Source organism: Streptomyces sp. NPDC028289 (assembly GCF_055565975.1).
In genome coordinates this window covers 254,740-272,222 of sequence record NZ_JBVHTI010000004.1, presented here as the reverse complement: position 1 = coordinate 272,222, position 17,483 = coordinate 254,740, and the positions used below count along the sequence as shown (strand labels likewise).

Genomic DNA, 17,483 nt, shown 5'->3' with positions numbered 1-17,483 from the left:
TCGTGGCTGGTCGCGCAGTTCCTCCCCCAGCCTTCGGCCGGGGGTACCCCCAGCGCTCCGAAGGGGCGCTGCCGGACACGGCGGACTTCCCCCCGGCCTGCTCAGTCAGGCTCCGGGCCCGTCAGCAGTGCCTCGGCCGACCTGCGGAAGGCGGCCGTCAGCCGGTGGTTGTCCCCGGCGCGGGTCGCCAGCACCACATGGCTCGGTTCGAGGCCGTGCAGCGGGACCGTGGTGAGGTCCGGGCGGATGGCTGCGCCCGGCACCCAGGGCACGATCGCCACGGCCTGCCCGGCGGCGACATGCTCGAACTTGTCCTCCACCGCGCCGATCAACGGCCCGTCGGGCGCGGGGCTGCCGTCCGGACGGGGATCGACGCGCCAGAACGCGTTCCACAGCGGATCCCGCCCGCGGGGCAGCGGCTCCTCGGCGATGTCGTCGAGGGTGACCGACTCCTTCCCGGCCAGCCGGTGGTCCAGCGGGACGACCAGGACGCGCGGCTCGTCGTAGAGCACCGTCACCCGCAGCCCGTCGGTGCTCAGCGGCAGCCGGGTCACGACCGCGTCCACCCGCCCCGCCAGCAGGGCCTCGCGCGGCTCGCCCCAGTCGAGGTGCAGGGTCCGCACGTCGGCGTCCGGGAAACGGCGGCGCAGGTCGCGCACGGCGGGGGTGACGAAGATCCCGTTGATGTACCCGACGGTGATCCGGCTCGGCTCGGCGGCGGCCCGGGTGACGGCCGCGGCCTCGCCCGCGGCCCGCAGCAACTCCTTGGCCCGCGGCAGGAACACCTCGCCGGCCTCGGTGAGCCGGGCCCCCTGCGGGGTGCGGTCGAAGAGCCGCGCCCCCAGCACCTGCTCCAGCCGCTGGATCTGCCGGCTCAGCGCCGGCTGCGTGATGTGCAGGGCGCCCGCGGCCCGGCCGAAGTGCCGCTGCTCGGCGACGACGGTGAAGTACCGGACGAGCCGCAGATCGAGGTCGGGGACGGACGCGGGATCAGCCATGTCTCCAGATTACGACCGGCGACCTGCGCTCATGCCTGAGATGCATTGCGCATTGCGAAAGAGGCTTTGGACGCCCGCCGCCCGCCGGCCGAACGATGGGAGCACGACCCCCTCCTTGGAAGGACGCCCTCCATGCGCGTATTCGTCACCGGCGGCAGCGGCTTCATCGGCTCCGCCGTCATCCCCGAACTCCTCGGCGCGGGCCACCGGGTCCTCGCCCTCGCCCGGTCGGACCGGTCGGCCGGGACGCTGCGGGCGGCGGGCGCCGACGTGCACCGTGGGAGCCTCGACGACCCCGAGGACCTGGCCCGCGCGGCGGCCGGTACCGACGGAGTGATCCACCTGGCCTTCAACCACGACCACTTCCCGGACCTCACCCTCGCAGCGGAGGGCGACCTGCGCGTGATCGAGGCGATCGGCGCCGCGCTGGCGGGCTCCGACCGGCCCTTCGTGATCACCTCGGGAACCCTGATGCTCGCCTCGGTCGACGGGGTGGCGACGGAGGAGGACACCCCGGTGCCCGGCACCTACCGCGCCGACCCCGACCTCGCCGCGCTCGCCCTGGCCGAGCGCGGCGTACGCAGCGCGGTGGTCCGCCTGCCCCCCTCGGTGCACGGCCACGGCGACCAGGGCTTCCTGCCACGGCTGATCGACGTCGCCCGTGAGAAGGGCGTCGCCGCGTACGTAGGCGACGGCACCAACCGCTGGCCGGCCGTCCACCGCCTGGACGCGGCCCGCCTGTTCCGCCTGGCCCTGGAGTCGGCCCCGGCGGGCACCGGCCTGCACGGCGCGGCCGACGAGGGGATCCCCTTCAAGGGCATCGCGGCGGCGATAGGCAGCGGCCTCGGTGTCCCGCTCAAGAGCATCCCGGCGGAAGAGGCCCAGGCCCACTTCGGCTGGCTGGGCATGGCGGCGGCCGTCGACAATGCGACGTCGAGCGAACGGACCAGGAACATCCTGGGCTGGAAGCCGGAACAGCCGGGTCTGATCGAGGACTTGGAAGTGGGCCACTACTTCGGCGCCCCGTAAGGGGCGCTGGGGGTACCCCCGGCCGAAGGCTGGGGGAGGAACTGCGCGACCAGCCCCCACCCACCCGCAGCGTTCAACGGCGCACAAGCACCGCGTCCAAGAACCCGTTGCTGAAAACCCGGTGTGGGTCAAGGCGGTCCAATACCCCCACCGCCGCATCCCACACCGCGCCCCCGAACGACTCCGGAATCCGCGCCCCGATCACCTCCTCATCACTCCATACATCGGACTCCGTATAAGCCCACCCCTTGGACCACTCCACCCGCGTCCCTTCGAACCTCTCGAACAGAAACCCCTCCAGCTCCCGCAGGAACGCCTCCGCATGAGGCGTCCCCGGCAGCGTCAGCACATCCAGCCACACAGCGGTGTCGGCCCCCTCCCGGGGACGCACCGCCGACAGCAACGGCACCTGCGCCCCGGCCACCCCGGCGTCGGACGCCTCGTCCAGCCCCGTCACCCGGATCTCCACGGACCCGTTGACCGGGAACCGCCCCGCCGCGGCGTACGCGGCCAGCCGTTCCCGGTAGAACGAGGTGAACTCGTGCACCACCCGCTGCACGTCGGCCCGCTGCGTCAGCACCGCGTACCCGTTCGCGCCGACCCGCAGCGTGGTCGGCCTGATGTACAGCAGCGTGTTCTTCGACGCCCCCCAGATGTCCGAGGACAGCGTCGCCGTCAACCCCAGGGCCGCCACGTCCAGTTGCGCGTTCCCGAGCACCGGCGCCAGGTACCAGGCCGCGTCGGACGCCATCCGCCCCACCAGGTCGGCGACCACGGTCGGCACGTTGTCGGAGAAGGGGTAGTTGTACGGCGCGGTGACGTGCCGCGAGGTGAGCGGCCTGTCCGGTGCCACGCTCCACTCCTTCAGCCACGGGTACTCGGTGAAGGCGAACCAGATCGCCTCGACGCGCCCGGACCGGCGCAGGAAGCCGTCCAGGGTCCGGCCACCGGAACCGGGCGCGGCGAACAGCTCGCCGGCCGGGATGTCGGTCCGGCTGACGCACCGCAGCATGCTGTTCGCCCCCACCCGGAGCACGACCTCGGTGACCAGCGCGCGGCCCAGATGCGTCAGCAGCGCCGCGCAGTCGGCCTCGTCGCGTCGGAACGTCCGCAGGACGTACGCTGCGGCGCTCTCGTCCCACACCACCGCCGTCAGCGACAGTACGAGATTGCTCAGCGAGCCGTAGGTGTGCCCGGGCACCGGCTCCTCGCCGTCGGCCGGTACGGCGGTGCCGTGCGCGTCGATCGCCAGCGCGCCGCCGAGCGTCAGATCGCCCGGCGCGGGTGCGGCGGTGAGCCCGAGGCCGTGGTCCTCCAGGAAGGTGAGCAGCGACTCCAGGGTGACCCCGGTCCCGGCCCGGACCGCGGAGCCGGAGTCCAGGGAGAGCCCGGTGAGATGGCTCGTGGTGTCGACGAGCAGAACCTGTTCGCCCGCTGCCGCCCCCTCGGTGATCGTCAGGGGCGACCAGCCGTGCGAGGAGCCACGCGCGCGTACCCGCCACCCGTTGCGCCAGGCCCAGTCGACGACCGTGAGCACCTGACCGGCGTCGGCCGGGGCGCAGGCCCACAGTCCGTCGGCGGTGATCTCGCCGACCCAGTTGCGGTAGGCGGAACGATACAGCGCGACATCCGCCGGAAAGCCGGGCAGTTCGGCGGCGGCCACGGCCGGATCGGCGGCGAGCAGCACCGGAACGGCGGCGAGCGCGGCGGCGGACCGCAGGAAGCCACGGCGGCTCCAGCCGTCCACGGCAGGGAAGTTGTCCGATGAACGATCAGTCACGCCGACACGCTAGGGGCACGGTGGACACACCTCCGATTTCCGTCCCTCACAATCACCCGTGTGAGTGAAGGATTCACAGGTGGGTGCCGGTGCACCGGCCCGTGACACCGTTGTCGGTGGCGGATGACAGACTGGCGCCATGGACGAACGCGTAATCGGCAGGTCGGGACAGCGGGCATCGGTCGTCGGCCTCGGCACATGGCAGCTCGGCGCCGACTGGGGCGAGGTGGACGACAAGGAGGCGCTCGCCGTTCTGGAGACGGCGGCGGAGTCGGGGGTGACCTTCTTCGACACCGCCGACGTGTACGGGGACGGGCGCAGCGAGCAGACCATCGCCACGTTCCTGCGCGGCAGGCCGGACCTGCACGTGCTGGTGGCCACCAAGATGGGCCGCCGGGTCGACCAGATCCCGGAGAACTACGTCCTGGACAACTTCCGCGCGTGGAACGACAGGTCCCGCCGCAACCTCGGCGTGGACCGCCTGGACCTGGTGCAGCTGCACTGCCCGCCGACCCCGGTCTACTCCTCCGACGCGGTGTACGACGCCCTCGACACCCTGGTCGAGGAGGAGCGCATCGCCGCCTACGGGGTGAGCGTCGAGACCAGCGCGGAGGCCCTCACCGCGATCGCCCGCCCGGGCGTGGCCAGCGTGCAGATCATCCTCAACCCGTTCCGCATGAAGCCGCTGTACGAGGTGCTCCCGGCCGCCCGCGAGGCCGGCGTCGGCATCATCGCGCGCGTGCCGCTCGCCTCCGGGCTGCTGTCCGGCAAGTACACCAAGGACACCGTCTTCGCGGCCGACGACCACCGCACGTACAACCGGCACGGCGAGGCCTTCGACCAGGGCGAGACCTTCTCCGGCGTGGACTACGCGACGGGCGTCGAGGCCGCCGCCGAGTTCGCCGCCCTCGCCCCCGAGGGGTACACCCCGGCCCAGCTCGCCCTGCGCTGGATCATCGACCAGCCGGGCGTGACCACGGTGATCCCGGGCGCCCGCAACCCGGAGCAGGCCCGCGCCAACGCGGCCGCCGCGCGGCTCCCGGAGCTGTCCGGGGAGACGGTCGCCGCGATCCGCGAGCTGTACGACCGCCGGATCAAGGACCAGGTGGAAGCCCGCTGGTAGCACCGCACGGACCGGGGGCGGCACCCTGCCGCCCCCGGTCCGTGCCGTTTGGGGGACCGGCCCGGGGGTTACCCGTACTCCATGACCGACCAGGAGCGGCGGACCGGGCGCGACGAGACGGAGGAGGAGCGCGCCGACCGGATGTGGGGCGAGCTCATCCAGGAGGTGCGCGTCGCCCAGACCGGAGTGCAGATCCTGTTCGGCTTCCTGCTCACCGTGGTCTTCCAGCAGAAGTACGCCCAGCTGTCCGACGTGGACAAGACGATCTACATCGTGACCGTCATCCTGGGCGCGTCCGCCACGGGTGCCCTCATCGGCCCGGTGTCGCTGCACCGGCTGGTCGCCGGCCGCAAGGTGAAGCCGCTGGCGGTGCGGACGGCGTCCCGGCTCACCTCGATCGGCCTCTTCCTGCTGCTGGCCACCATGACCGCCTCCCTGGTGCTGATCCTCCGGGTGGCCACCGGCGGCAGCCAGGTGACCTGGGCGGTGGTGGCCGTCGTCGTCTGGTACCTGGTGTGCTGGTACGGCCTGCCGCTGTGGTCCCGGCACCGCCACACGACCCGCTGAGCCGCGTCACACCGGCCGAGTCGCGTCACACGCCCCGCCGTGCCGCCTCCAGCGCCCGCATCTGCCGGTCGTGCACCCTGCTCAGCACCAGCACGGACACCGTCGCGCCGATCAGCGCGCAGAACATGTCCCACTGGGTGTCCCACACATCGCCCTGGGTGGCCAGGAAGGCGTCCGCGCCGTGGCCGCCGATCTCGGCCGCCAGCCACTCCAGCAGCTCGAAGAAGGCGCTGAACGCGAGGCACGCACACACCGTCAGCGGGGCCAGCCAGCGGCTGCCGCGCAGCGGCGAGGTACGGACGAGCAGTTCCCGGACCAGGACCGCCGGCACGAACCCCTGCATGAGGTGGCCGAAGCGGTCGTACGGATTGCGGGACAGGTGGAAGGTGTCGCGCACCCAGTCGCCCACCGGCACCTCGGCGTAGGTGTAGTGGCCGCCGACGGCGAGCACCAGGGCGTGCGCCGCGAGGAGCCCGGCCAGCAGCCCGGTCAGCGGGAAGCGCCGCCAGGTCAGCACCACCAGCGGCAGCCCGACCAGCACCCACACCGTCTCCAGGAACCAGGTCGTACGGTCCCGTGCGCCCCACGCCGAAAGGGCCATGCCGGCCACCACCACCCCGGCGAGCAGCGCCGGCGGAACCCGGCGGGGCACGCGGTGCGGAACGGGGCGCGGGGCGGGGTGCACTGCGGTCATCGCGGACTCCTTGTCGTGGGAGCCCCATCGTGGCCGCGGCGTCCGGGCGCCTGCATGAGTACGGCTACTCAGCCGGTGGCGAGGATCTCCGCGAGTACGTCGTCCACCGGGACCTCTTCGCGGCCGGGCGGCACGGCCATGTAGGTGTCGCTCAGGAAGGAGGCCAGCGCGGGCGCCCACGCGAACACCACCGCGTGGTGGCGGCTGCCGCCGGGCAGCGGGTCGCCGAGGAAATCCATGCGCACTTCCCTCCAGCGCCCCTGCCGTACGGGACGCAGCCGGACGTCCCCGACCCCGACCGGTTCTCTCAGCCCGTCGTTCAGCATCTCGCGGTCCAGCCGCCACCGGGCGAGCACCCGGCCGTCCAGGGTGAACAGCGCGGTGACGGCGAACGGGTCACCGGGGTCGTACGACAGATGGGCGAGGACGGGACAGCGGCCCGTCCCGTCCGTCCGGAGCTGTACGACCAGGGTCCTGTGCACGATGGGGTTCACGCGAGTGGCCTCCGAGAACGATCGGCTTGGTGCCCTCTAGTACCCCTCTCGCGGGAAAAACGCTCAATCCTGAGCGGAATTGCCCTGCGAGTCCTACGAGTCCTACGCGTCCGCGGTGTTCTCGTCGCTCTCGGTGCCCTTCGTGCCGCGCAGCGCGGCCAGGCAGGAGCCGATGGCCTGCTGGAGGTCCTCCAGGCGCTGGACCATGTCGTCCTCGTAGAAGTCCTGGGCGTCGTCGAAGGTCAGCTCCTCGAACGCCTTGGTCGCCTTCTGCAGGCTGTTGTAGAACTTGGTGCGCTTCTCCTGGACCCGCAGTTCGGGGTCGGCCTCCACCGCCTCCACGACCAGGTTCTTCATGGTGTCGTAGGCCTCGGTCGCCCACTCGCCGGTGTCCTCGTCCTCGTCCAACTCGTCGAGGAGCGACAGATGGCGCTCGGCCTCCTGGCGCAGCTCCGACGGCGCGTCGACGGTCTGCCCGGCCGGGGTCTTGATCTGGCCGGACTCGGCGATCTGCCGGACGTAGCCGATCCGGTCGGCCGAGCGGCTCTCGGTGGCGACGGCCTTCTTCAGGTCGGCGGTGCGGACCACGTCCCGGGCCAGCACGGTCTGCAGGTCCGGGTCCTCCTTGATGCGGTCGAGAAGGGCCGAGCGGGCGGCGCGGGCGGTGGACGGGTCGGCGAGGATCGCGGCGCGCAGCGCGGTGGGATTCTCGGCGACCTCGAGGGCCTTGGTGGGCCGGATGCCCTCGGCCTCGGCGGCCTCCGCGATGGCCGTGCCGCGCTCGGAGCCGGCACTGCTGCGGGAGACGTAGTAGTCCAGCCAGACGTCGGAGTCCGGGAGTTCCACCTCCTGGCCCGGGGCGAGGGCCTCGAAGTGCGGGACCAGACCGTCGTCGGCGGCCTTGTCCCAGGCCTTGTAGTAGCGCATGACACGCTCCGCGGAGCAGCCGGCCAGCTCGGCGAACTCCTTCGCCGACACCTTCGGCGTCTCGTCCGCCCCCTGACCTCCCGGCCGCACGCTGCGGGCCACCATCAGCCCGAACGTCCAGCCTCCGGTCCGCACATAGGCGCCGAACTCGCGGGCGTCCCGCGCCACCAGGTCGGAGAGGGGAGCCGGGGACGCGCTGGACGTCTCGGACGGGTCAATCGCTAGGGTCACGGAGGACACTCCTGAAGGCTGCCGAACTGCATACGTACCGACGGGCAGCCTATATCGACCCATTGGCCGGGGTTTGCCGGACCGGCGAAGATCAGCCGAGGGCGTCGCGCAGTGCCGGCAGCAGCGTCTTGCGGGACCAGTCCAGGTACTCCGGCTGTGACTCGCCGCCGATCTGCACCAGGGCGATCTCCCCGAACCCGGCCTCGGCGTACGGCCGTACCGCCTCGACGAAGTCGTCCGGGTCGTCCCCGCACGGGATGGACGCGGCCACGTCGTCCTGGGTGACGAACTGGGTCGCGGCCTCGAAGGCGTCCGGGTGCGGAAGTTCGGAGTTGACCTTCCAGCCGCCGCCGAACCAGCGGAACTGGGCGTGCGCGCGCTTCACCGCCGTGTCCCGGTCGGGGTCCCAGCACACCGGCAGCTGCCCGACCCGGGGCTTGCCCGAACCGCCGTGCCGGTCGAAGGCGTCGAGGAGGGACGCCTTCGGCTCGGTGGCGATGACCAGGTCGGCGAGGTGCCCGGCGAGCGTGCAGGACTGTTCGCCGGAGACCGCGATGCCGATCGGCGGCGGGTCGTCCGGCAGGTCCCACAGGCGGGCGGACTCCACGTCGAAGTGGGTGCCCCGGTGGTTCACATGGCCGCCCGCGAACAGCGCCCTGATGATCTCCACCGCCTCTTCCAGCATCTCGTGCCGTACGTCCACCGACGGCCAGCCGCCGCCCACCACGTGCTCGTTGAGATTCTCTCCCGCGCCGAGGCCGAGCCGGAACCGGCCCCCGGACAGCAACTGCACGGTCGCCGCCTTCTGGGCCACCACCGCCGGGTGGTAACGGAACGTCGGGCAGGTCACGTAGGTCATCAGCGGGATCCGCTCGGTGGCCTGGGCGGCCGCACCGAGCACGCTCCACACGTACGGCGAGTGCCCCTGTGAACGCAACCACGGAAAGTAGTGGTCCGAGGCCACCGAGAAGTCGAAACCCGCTTCCTCGGCCCCCACCAGATGGTCCACGAGATCACGTGGACCGGCCTGCTCGGTCATCATCGTGTATCCGATTTGCACCATAGGCGCCGAGTCCCCCGGCCGGGCGGCCGGAAAACGGATCAGCTCGCTCAGGTGCGGAACGTCTCCAGGAAGGTCTTCATGGCGAGCTTGTCCGCGGCGTCGTCCCAGTCGGCGGCGGGTGCCGTGATGCGCAGCGAGAAGCTGCGGCCGCCGCCGAGCAGGAAGCCGCGGCCGAAGGTGTGCACCCGGTCGGCCCCCGTGCCGGACAGCCACTCCATGTCCGCGGCCTTGTGGCCCTGGTAGGTGGTCGCTTTGATCTCGCCGATCCGTTGGTAGCCGTCCAGTTTCTCCAGCCCCGGCTCCACGTCGTCCCGCCAGATCGCGACCGGGTCCGGGCCCGCCTGGGTGCTGTAGGTGACCGCCAGGGTGCGCAGGTCGTCGCCGCCCGGGCCGAAGGTGACACGGTAGGCGACGTCGTCCCGGGCGGTGTCGAGGCGCTTCCAGCCCTTCGGGAGCGCCACGGAGAACCCCTCCGGGGCTGTGTAACGGCGGAAACCGGCCGGCAGGGCACCCGCCGAGGCCGAGGCCGAGGCCGAGGCCGAAGCGGAGACGGAGACGGAGGCGGAGACGGAGGCGGAGACGGAGGCGGAGGCCGACGGGGTGGGGGAGGAGGACGCCCTGTGCGACGGGGAGGGACTGGGGAGGTTGCCGTCCGTGCGGTTGCCCGCTGCGCCGGCCGTGGCCGAGGCGCTCGGCGCCGAGCCGGCCGTGGCGGCACCCGGCAGGCCCTGGGTCGCGGCCAGCACCGCGACGGACACGGTCACCACGGCCAGCGCGGTCCCGCCGATCATGGTGGTCCTGCTCCACCCGGAGGCCCGGGCGGCCACATAGGCGCCGCGCAGCCGGGAGACGGGGGCGGGCTGCTCGGCCGTCTCCGGGTCCTCCTCCAGGACACGTGTCAGTGCCTGACGCACCACGGCCCGGCCGAGCCGCTCCCGAGAGCTCTTCCGCAGCAGCCCCTGCACCACCTGGGTCAGCGGCCCGGCCCGCAGCGGGGTGCGCAGCGGCAGCCGGTCCACGCCCTTGAGGGTGGCGTCGGCCCTGCCCCGGTCCCGGAACGGCGGCCGTCCCTCGACCATCGTGTACAGGATCGCGCCGAGCGCCCACAGGTCGGCGGCGGGGCCGATCCGCTCGTCGCGGGCCTGCTCCGGCGAGGCGTACGACGGCGCGGTGACCCGGGGCGCCAGCGTCGCGCCGGCCAGACCGAACCCGGTGACGACCACCGGGCCCCGGTCGCGGACGAAGATCTGGCCGGGGCTCAGCTCGCCGTGCGTGTAGCCGTCGGCGTGCGCGGCCTCCAGCACGTCGAGCACTTCCAGACCGATGCGTGCGGCCTGTACATAGTTGAACGTGGACTGCTGGGCGAGCAGTTCACTGAGCGGCGTGCCGTCGATCAGCTCCGTCACCGTCCACAGCACGCCCGCCTCCTCGAAGGCGTCGATCACCATGGCGACCCGGCCCGGCCGCAGCGCGCTCATCACCTCCGAGGAACGCAGAATGCGGGCCGTGGCCCGGCGCACGGTGTCCTCGGTGGGCGACTCGGGAAACGCGATCTCGGTCACCAGACGCGGTCGCTCGGCCTGCACGTCTTCCGCGTACCAGCTGACGCGGTTCGGCTCGCGGTCGGCGACCTCGAGGAGCCGGTACCTTCCGGCGACCAACTCTTGTGCGGAGACATGCGCCTTGACCATCGTCATCCCTCGCTGAAACCCCTGCCTCGTCATTGACCAGAGGTACGCGGGACATACCTGGGTTTGTTCAAAGAATCTGCAACTCGGGGACCGTTCTTGCCTTTTATTCAAGTGGCGGCACCGGCCCGGCACTTGAGGAAAACAACATATGGCCGGGCTTCGACCTGCGGGTAACCGACGGTAAAAGCCCGGCTGCGATCCGCTGGTCAGGCCGGCCCGAAGCGCGCGGTCCACTCCGAGATCTCCTGGTGTGTCACATTGCCTCCGCACACCACGAGCCCGATGCGGGCCCCGGTGCCGACCCGCTCGAGCACCTGCCGGGCCGCGGGCAGCAGACAGCCGGCGGCGGGCTCGGCCCACACCTTGGCGTGCTCGGCGAACTCCAGACTGCCCCGCACCGCCTCCCGGTCCGGCACCACCAGCACCTCCTCCACCAGCGCCGCCGCATGGTCGTACGTCAGCCGGGACACGGACGGCGCGCTGAGCGTCGTCACGATCGACGACACCGCGACCGGCAGCGGACCGCCCGCCGCGAGCGCCTCGGACATGGCCTGCGCGCCCGCCGTCTCCACGCCCCACACCCGCACCTCGGGGCGGCGGGCCCGCACTGCCGCCGCGACGCCCGCGATCAGGCCCCCGCCGCCGATGCTGACGATCACGTCGGTGACGTCGTCGTCCGCGTCCTCGGCGAGTTCCAGGCCCACCGTGCCCTGTCCGGCGATCACGACCGGGTCGTCGAAGGGGTGGACCAGGGTGAGCCCCTCGTCCCGCAGCCGCGGCACCAGCGCGAACGCCGAGTCCATGCCGTCGGTGAGCCGCACCGACGCCCCGGCCGCCTCGACCAGCGCGATCGACCGCGCGGGCGCCGTCCGCGGCATCACCACCGTCGCCTTCACATCGAGGGCCGCGGCCATCACCGCGAGGGCGATGCCGTGGTTGCCGCCGCTGACCGCCACCACGCCGGCGGCCCGCTCGGCCTCGCTCAGGGAGAGCAGCTTCGCCGTGGCACCGCGTGCCTTGAAGGAGCCGGTGCGCTGGAGGAGTTCGAGCTTGGCGGTGACCGGGACGCCGAGCAGCTCCGACAGGCCGGGACTGGGCACGGTGGGGGTGCGTACGACGTGTCCTTCGATCAGCCTGGCCGCGGCTTCGATGTCCGAGATCCCGATGATGCCGTTCAAGGCGGTTCACCCTTCCGGCGCGGGGCGACGGTCCGCGCCGCTCGCACCCTCACCCGGCCGGACCGCCCTGGTCAACCCGGACCGGCCGCGGCGGCCGGACCACGCGGACCAGGGCGCCGGGTGTCAGTGCTGCTGCGCCTTCTGCGGGGTCGCCTCGCTCGGCCGGACCACGACATGGCCCTCGCCCTGGAGCATCAGCTGGACCGTTTCGCCGGAACCGCCGCGCAGCATCGAGCCGATGGACTGCGAACGGTGCAGCGAGGTCTGCAGGTGCGCGGTCCAGCCCACGACCGCGTCCGTGTCGACGTACACCGGTGCCTGCGGCGAGACCGGGATCACCAGCGGGTTGCCGTCACAGATCAGGCCGAGCCTGCCGTATCCGGAGAACACGCTGTTGAACAGGCCGCCGCCCGCGATGCCGGACCCCTTCACCGTCCGGATCTCGTACGACAGCGTGGCGTCGAAGCACAGCACGTTGCGGCCGTTCACGGTGAACTGGTCGCCCGGCTCTATCTCCACGATGAAACAGTTCTGCGCCTCGTGCGCGAACCAGGCCTCGCCCTGGCCCTGCACGGACATCAACGGCAGCCCCTCGCCGGTCACCGCGCGCTTGAGCATCCCGCCCACGCCCTGGCCCTTGCGCTCGAACTTCAGACTGCCGCGGTGCGCGATCATCGCGCCCTGGCGGGCGTACATCTCGCCGTTGACCGCGTACCTGAGGCACTTCGCGTTCTCGACCGTCATGCCCGGCTCGACCGCCGGCGCCACCATGTGCTGACTTGAAAAGAGATCACCCTTCATGCCGGGCATGGTGTCCCGGACGGACCCGTTCCGCCAAGATCACGGACGGTACCGGTTCAGGCACCGAACAGCTGGGTCCAGTAGGTGCCGGCCCGGCCGCCCCCGGCGAAGCCGGTGCCTATGTGGGTGAAGTCCGGTTTGAGGATGTTGGCCCGGTGACCCGGGCTGTTCATCCAGCCCTCCACCACCTCGGCCGCGGAACGCTGGCCGCAGGCGATGTTCTCGCCGATGGTGCGCCGGCGGGAGCCCGCGGCGGCGGCCCGCTCCCAGGGCTGGGTGCCCTCGGGGGAGGTGTGCGAGTAGAAGTCGCGGGTCGCCATGTCCGTGCTGTAGGCCTGGGCGGCCGCCGCCAGCTGCGGATCCGCCGCGAGCGGCCGCAGGCCGGCCCGGGTGCGCTCCTGGTTGGTGAGGTCGACGACCTCGGCGCGGGTGCGGGTCAGTTCGGCCTGGGTGAGGGGTCTGGCCCACAGAGCGGTCCAGTAGGTGTCCCCGTCCCGCGGGCCGCGGGCGTGCGCCAGGCCGGCGTGGGTGAAGGCCGGGTCGAGCAGGGTGCGCCGGGCGTCCTCGGTGCGCAGGCAGTAGTCGACGAACTCGGCCGGGGTGCGCGGGCCCGAGACGAGGTGTTCGCCCACCGTGACATAGGCGAATCCGGTGGCGCTGATCCGCTGGTGGACGGAGACGCCGTCGCGGCTCTCGCCGGACAGCCGGCCGGCCTCGGCCATCGCGGTGGCGTGGGCGAGGGCGGCGGAGGTGAGCCGGGTGTCCGGGGCCACCGGCGGGCGGCCGGCCCCGGCGCGGGCGGAGTTGACCAGGCCCAGCAGCCCGTCCGGATCGGGGAGCGAGGCCACCGAGGGGCGGGCCGGCGAGGCCGCCGTGCGCTGGCTCGGGATCGTGGCGCGGAAACCGGGGGACGGCTGCCGGTCCTCGACCACGTCGACACCGAAGTCCCGGGCGAGGCCGGCCAGTCCGTCCGCGTACCCCTGGCCGATCGCGCGCAGCTTCCAGCCGGTGCCCCGGCGGTATATCTCGGAGAGCAGCAGCAGGGTCTCCGTCTGCGGGCGCGGCGGGGCGAAGCGGGCCACCGTACGGCCGAGGCGGTCGGTCACGTGCAGGGTGGCGGCGGGCAGCCGGCCGAGCGGGGTGCCGGGCTCGGCGGCGGTGACCGTGAGGGTGACGCGCTGGGCGCCGGTCCGCAGCAGGCCCGGCTCGACGGTCAGCGTGTCACCGCGCAGCCGGACGCCGGGTGCGTCCGGCTGGTTGTAGAAGACGAAGTCGGCGTCCCCGCCGACCTTGCCGCTCTCGTCGGTGATCAACGCCGACACGTCGAAGGGGCCGGGCACCCGCAGCGTCAGCGCGCCGCCCGGAAGGGGCAGATTGCCCCCGGGGACCAGCTCGCTCATCTCGCCGCCTCTGCGAGGTGGGGGGCCGAAGGTCGCGCCCGGTGGGGGAGTCGCCGGTTGAACGTCCGGCCCGGGCGCGGGGTTCCCTCCGAGAACCGGGGCGCTACTGCTCCCGCGGCGCGGCCGGTGCCACGTCCTCGCGCTCCAGCGGCACGGCCGCGGTCCGCGGGGACTTCTGCTTGCCGCAGAACACCGGCTCCAGCGTGGCCGCCAGGGTGTTCAGCACGTCGGAGCTGTTGGAGGCGTTGGCGAGCGCGGTGAGGCTGCGCCTGCCGTCCTTGCTGGTGAAGGAGTACGTGTAGTAGCCCTGGACGGCGCCCGTGTGGCCGTAGACGGAGATCCCGCAGGACAGGTCGCGGCGGCGCAGCCCGAGGCCGTAGGAGGTGTTGGCGTTGACGCGGGTGAAGCGCTCCATCTCCGCGAGGCGCGCGGTCGACGTCAGCTTTCCGCGCACCAGCGCCGAGTAGAACGTGTCGAGGTCGCGTGCGCTGGAGATGATGGCGCCCGCGCTCTGTGCCCAGGAGACCGTCTGGTCCGTGGCGTCGACGGGCGCGGCGACCGCCCGGTCCGCGGTGAGGTAGCCGTTGGCGTGCCGCCCCGGGATCTTCGTGTCGGGGTGGACGTAGAAGGTGTCGTTGAGCTTCAGCGGCTTGAAGATGCGGTTCTCGTACTCCGTGCGCACGCTGTGCCCGGTCAGCTTCTCGATCAGCATGCCGGCGACCACGAAGTTGGTGTTGGAGTACGAGTAGGCGGCGCCCGGCGCGTTGGTGCGCGCCTTCTTCAGGGACATGTCCACCAGCTGGCGGTAGGTGAAGACCTTGTTGCGCACGGCCTCGAAGCCGGTCACGCTGCTGGCGAACATGTCGTTGGTGTAGTCGTAGAGACCGCTGCGGTGGCTCAGCACGTGCCGCACGGTGATGCGGTCGTCCGGCAGCAGACCCGGCAGGTAGCGGTTGACGGGCGCGTCCAGGGCGAGCTTGTGCTCGTCCACCAGTTGCAGCAGGACCACCGCCGAGAACGTCTTGGTGACGCTGCCCACCCGGAAGCGGTCGGTGGTGGTGAGGGCCCGCCGGGTCGTCCGGTCGGCGACGCCCTGTGCGGACCGGTAGACCTGCGTGCCGTCGTCGATGCGGGCCATCGCGCCGGGCGCGCCCTTCGCCACGACCGAGCGCAGCACCGCGGCCAGTCCCGTGGTGTCGGGCGCCGGGAGGGCGGTGGCCGCCCGCGGCCCGGCCGCCGTCTTCAGGGGCGCCGCCTGGGCCGGGACCGCGAACAGTGACAGCGTCACCGCCCCGAGCACCGCGCTTCTGCACATCATTGCCGAGACCATTCGGACCTGTTCCTCTCCGTGCTGTCTTCGATGCGAGATGAGTCACATACGGTTCGGGGAACCCTCTCGCATCCCGTCACATCTCCACAGTCGACGCACAGTTGGTCACTCCTTGATCACTGTGCGGTGCGGGTTCGCCAAGTAATGCCACGAAAGGCAAGAAACGTAACGAATTGCGCTTTACATGTACATGATTCGTCCGGAAGGGTTGCGGCTCGGGGCCCGACCAGCCCTCTCGGCGCCCAACGGCGCCCTGCCGCAAGGCGGTTGGTGACCCCGGCCGTCTTCGAACGAAGGAACCCTGATCAGTGCGTAGCGCGCACATACGCAGCGTGGCGGTCGCCGTCGCCGTGACGACGGCCGCCACGGGCCTGGCCGGCACCGCCTTCGCCGGCCCCGCGACGGGGGAACGACAGCCGGCCGTGGCGGCCTCCGTCACGACGGCCGCGCAGGTGGTGGCGGCGGCCCGGACCGCGGCCTTCGCCCATGCCGCGGCGACCGGAGTCGGCGCGGGCGACGAGCTCCAGCCGCAGGACGTGATGATCGACCCCGAAGGGGCGCGCCATGTCCGCTTCGTCCGCACCCACCGGGGGATGCCGGTGCTCGGCGGCGACCTCGTCGTCCATCTTTCCCGCCGGTTGGCCTACACCGGCGTCACCCGGGCGGCCGACCACACCGTCAGGCCTGCCGCCACCGAGGCGAAGCTGACCGCCCGGCAGGCCGAGGAGAAGGCCGCCGCGGCCGCCGACGGCGACGCCGGCACCGCCCGGCTCGTGGTGGACGCACGCGACGGCGCCGCCGCCCTCGCCTACCAGGTGGCGGTCGACGGTGCGGACGGCTCCAGCACGGTCGTCGTAGACGCCCTCACCGGGAAGGTGCGCAGCAACACGCCGGACAGCGACGAGTTCCTCTCGCCCAGGCTGCTGGACACCCTCCGCAGCCACGGCGAGACCCTGGACCCGGCCACCGGCACCGGCGCACCGGCCCAGGCCCTGGCCGGCGCGTCCGTCTCCGCCGCCGCCCACTACCCGGTGACCGCCCACGGCTCCGGCAGGTCCCTCTTCGTCGGCAAGGTCCCGCTCACCACCACGCAGACCGCCCGCAAGAGCTTCCTGCTCAAGGACCCCACCCGCTACGGCACCGAGACCCGGGACGCCAAGGGCAGGGAGACCGAGAGCTTCGGCCAGGGCACCAAGTTCACCAGCACCACCGACAGCTGGGGCAACGGCACCACCACCAGCCGGGGCAGCGCGGCCGCCGACGCCCAGTACGGCATCACCGAGACCCTGGACTTCTACAAGAAGACCTTCGGCCGCAAGGGCATAGCCAACAACTCCAAGCCCGCCCGCGCCATGGTCCACTGGGGCAACAAAGTCGGCAACGCCTTCTGGGACTCCGCCTGCGGCTGCATGCTGTACGGCGACGGCGACGGCGACGAGATCAAGAAGCCGCTGGTCGTCCTCGACGTCACCGGCCACGAGCTGACCCACGGTGTGGTGGACGCCACCGCCAAGCTCGAACCGACGCGCGTCGACAACGACGGCAACCAGTTCGGCGAACCGGGCGCGCTGAACGAGTCGCTGGCCGACATCTTCGGCTCCGGCGTGGAGTTCCTCGCCAACAACCCGAAGAACCCGCCGAACTACCTGCTGGGTGAGAAGCTGGGCCTGCGCCAGAAGTTCCTGCGCCGCCTCGACCACCCCTCGCTCGACCGCCTCGAAGGGACGGTCGACTACTGGTCGCCCGAGGTGGCGGACGCCGAGGTGCACGCCGGCTCCGGCGTCTCGTCGCATGCCTTCTACCTGCTCGCCGAGGGCAGCGGCCGCAAGACGATCGGCGCCACCACCTACGACTCGCCCACCTACGACGGGTCCACGGTCACGGGTATCGGCCGCGCCAAGGCCACGGCGATCTTCTACCGTGCCCTGACCCGGTACATGGTCTCCTCGACCGACTTCCACGACGCGCGGATCGCGACGCTGAAGGCGGCCAAGGACCTCTACGGCGCGAACGGCGCCGAGTACCGCACGGTCGACCAGGCCTGGGCCGCGGTCAACGTCACCGAGGCCGACACGCCGGCCGCCCGCCGCTGACGGGCGCGCCCCACCGCTGATCCGGGTGCCCCGTCGGGGGGCTGGGCACCCGGATCGGTCGCGCTTGCGGAACGTGAGCCAACG

The 17,483-nt window shown here is 72.1% G+C and carries 15 protein-coding genes; 4 read left to right on the top strand and 11 right to left on the bottom strand.

All coding sequences use genetic code 11. The features are described from left to right. Positions 1-101: 101 nt before the first annotated feature. A complete protein-coding gene (locus ACZ4UV_RS21205) occupies positions 102-998 on the bottom strand; it encodes a LysR family transcriptional regulator (RefSeq protein WP_451023099.1) in 897 nt (298 codons plus the stop codon). Between the two features lie 132 nt (positions 999-1,130). Here ACZ4UV_RS21205 and ACZ4UV_RS21200 point away from each other — a divergent pair, with 132 nt between their 5' ends. After that, positions 1,131-2,027: an SDR family oxidoreductase gene (locus ACZ4UV_RS21200; protein ID WP_467839761.1), complete on the top strand. Its 897-nt coding sequence runs from the start codon at positions 1,131-1,133 to the stop codon at positions 2,025-2,027. Positions 2,028-2,100: 73 nt separating this feature from the next. Here the strand turns inward: ACZ4UV_RS21200 and ACZ4UV_RS21195 are convergent, their stop codons facing one another. Next, positions 2,101-3,807, bottom strand: coding sequence for a cholesterol oxidase substrate-binding domain-containing protein (locus ACZ4UV_RS21195; RefSeq protein ID WP_451023159.1), 1,707 nt, complete (start codon positions 3,805-3,807; stop codon positions 2,101-2,103). Positions 3,808-3,946: 139 nt separating this feature from the next. Between ACZ4UV_RS21195 and ACZ4UV_RS21190 the strand changes: the two genes are divergently transcribed. Next, positions 3,947-4,930: an aldo/keto reductase gene (locus ACZ4UV_RS21190; protein WP_451023158.1), complete on the top strand. Its 984-nt coding sequence runs from the start codon at positions 3,947-3,949 to the stop codon at positions 4,928-4,930. A gap of 81 nt (positions 4,931-5,011) precedes the next feature. Beyond that, the gene (locus tag ACZ4UV_RS21185) at positions 5,012-5,497 is read left to right on the top strand and encodes a DUF6328 family protein (protein ID WP_451022222.1); all 486 of its coding nucleotides are present in this window, start codon (positions 5,012-5,014) and stop codon (positions 5,495-5,497) included. A gap of 25 nt (positions 5,498-5,522) precedes the next feature. Here ACZ4UV_RS21185 and ACZ4UV_RS21180 read toward each other — a convergent pair whose 3' ends face one another. From ACZ4UV_RS21180 to ACZ4UV_RS21140, 9 genes are all read right to left on the bottom strand, one after another. Beyond that, positions 5,523-6,191, bottom strand: a complete 669-nt coding sequence (locus ACZ4UV_RS21180; protein ID WP_451022221.1) for a DUF2238 domain-containing protein — start codon at positions 6,189-6,191, stop codon at positions 5,523-5,525. A gap of 68 nt (positions 6,192-6,259) precedes the next feature. Then, positions 6,260-6,685 (bottom strand): SsgA family sporulation/cell division regulator, encoded by a 426-nt coding sequence (locus tag ACZ4UV_RS21175; protein ID WP_451022220.1) that lies wholly within the window; start codon positions 6,683-6,685, stop codon positions 6,260-6,262. 102 nt (positions 6,686-6,787) lie between these two features. Beyond that, the gene (locus ACZ4UV_RS21170; RefSeq protein WP_390038758.1) at positions 6,788-7,843 is read right to left on the bottom strand and encodes a hypothetical protein; all 1,056 of its coding nucleotides are present in this window, start codon (positions 7,841-7,843) and stop codon (positions 6,788-6,790) included. A 91-nt stretch (positions 7,844-7,934) separates the two neighbouring features. Continuing rightward, positions 7,935-8,906, bottom strand: coding sequence for an LLM class F420-dependent oxidoreductase (locus ACZ4UV_RS21165; protein ID WP_451022219.1), 972 nt, complete (start codon positions 8,904-8,906; stop codon positions 7,935-7,937). Between the two features lie 47 nt (positions 8,907-8,953). Next, positions 8,954-10,603, bottom strand: coding sequence for a serine/threonine protein kinase (locus ACZ4UV_RS21160; RefSeq protein ID WP_467839754.1), 1,650 nt, complete (start codon positions 10,601-10,603; stop codon positions 8,954-8,956). A 200-nt stretch (positions 10,604-10,803) separates the two neighbouring features. Beyond that, complete coding sequence (locus ACZ4UV_RS21155) at positions 10,804-11,766, bottom strand: threonine/serine dehydratase (RefSeq protein WP_390039708.1); 963 nt, start codon at positions 11,764-11,766, stop codon at positions 10,804-10,806. 132 nt (positions 11,767-11,898) lie between these two features. Continuing rightward, the gene (locus ACZ4UV_RS21150) at positions 11,899-12,576 is read right to left on the bottom strand and encodes an AIM24 family protein (protein WP_451022217.1); all 678 of its coding nucleotides are present in this window, start codon (positions 12,574-12,576) and stop codon (positions 11,899-11,901) included. A 56-nt stretch (positions 12,577-12,632) separates the two neighbouring features. After that, positions 12,633-13,976 (bottom strand): CAP domain-containing protein, encoded by a 1,344-nt coding sequence (locus ACZ4UV_RS21145; protein ID WP_467839751.1) that lies wholly within the window; start codon positions 13,974-13,976, stop codon positions 12,633-12,635. Positions 13,977-14,079: 103 nt separating this feature from the next. Next, positions 14,080-15,291, bottom strand: a complete 1,212-nt coding sequence (locus ACZ4UV_RS21140) for a serine hydrolase domain-containing protein (RefSeq protein ID WP_451021472.1) — start codon at positions 15,289-15,291, stop codon at positions 14,080-14,082. A gap of 323 nt (positions 15,292-15,614) precedes the next feature. On the opposite strand from ACZ4UV_RS21140, the gene ACZ4UV_RS21135 reads away from it, so the two are divergent. Beyond that, positions 15,615-17,399 carry a M4 family metallopeptidase gene (locus tag ACZ4UV_RS21135; protein ID WP_467839748.1) on the top strand — a complete coding sequence of 595 codons (1,785 nt, stop codon included), beginning with the start codon at positions 15,615-15,617 and terminating at the stop codon, positions 17,397-17,399. Positions 17,400-17,483: the final 84 nt, after the last annotated feature.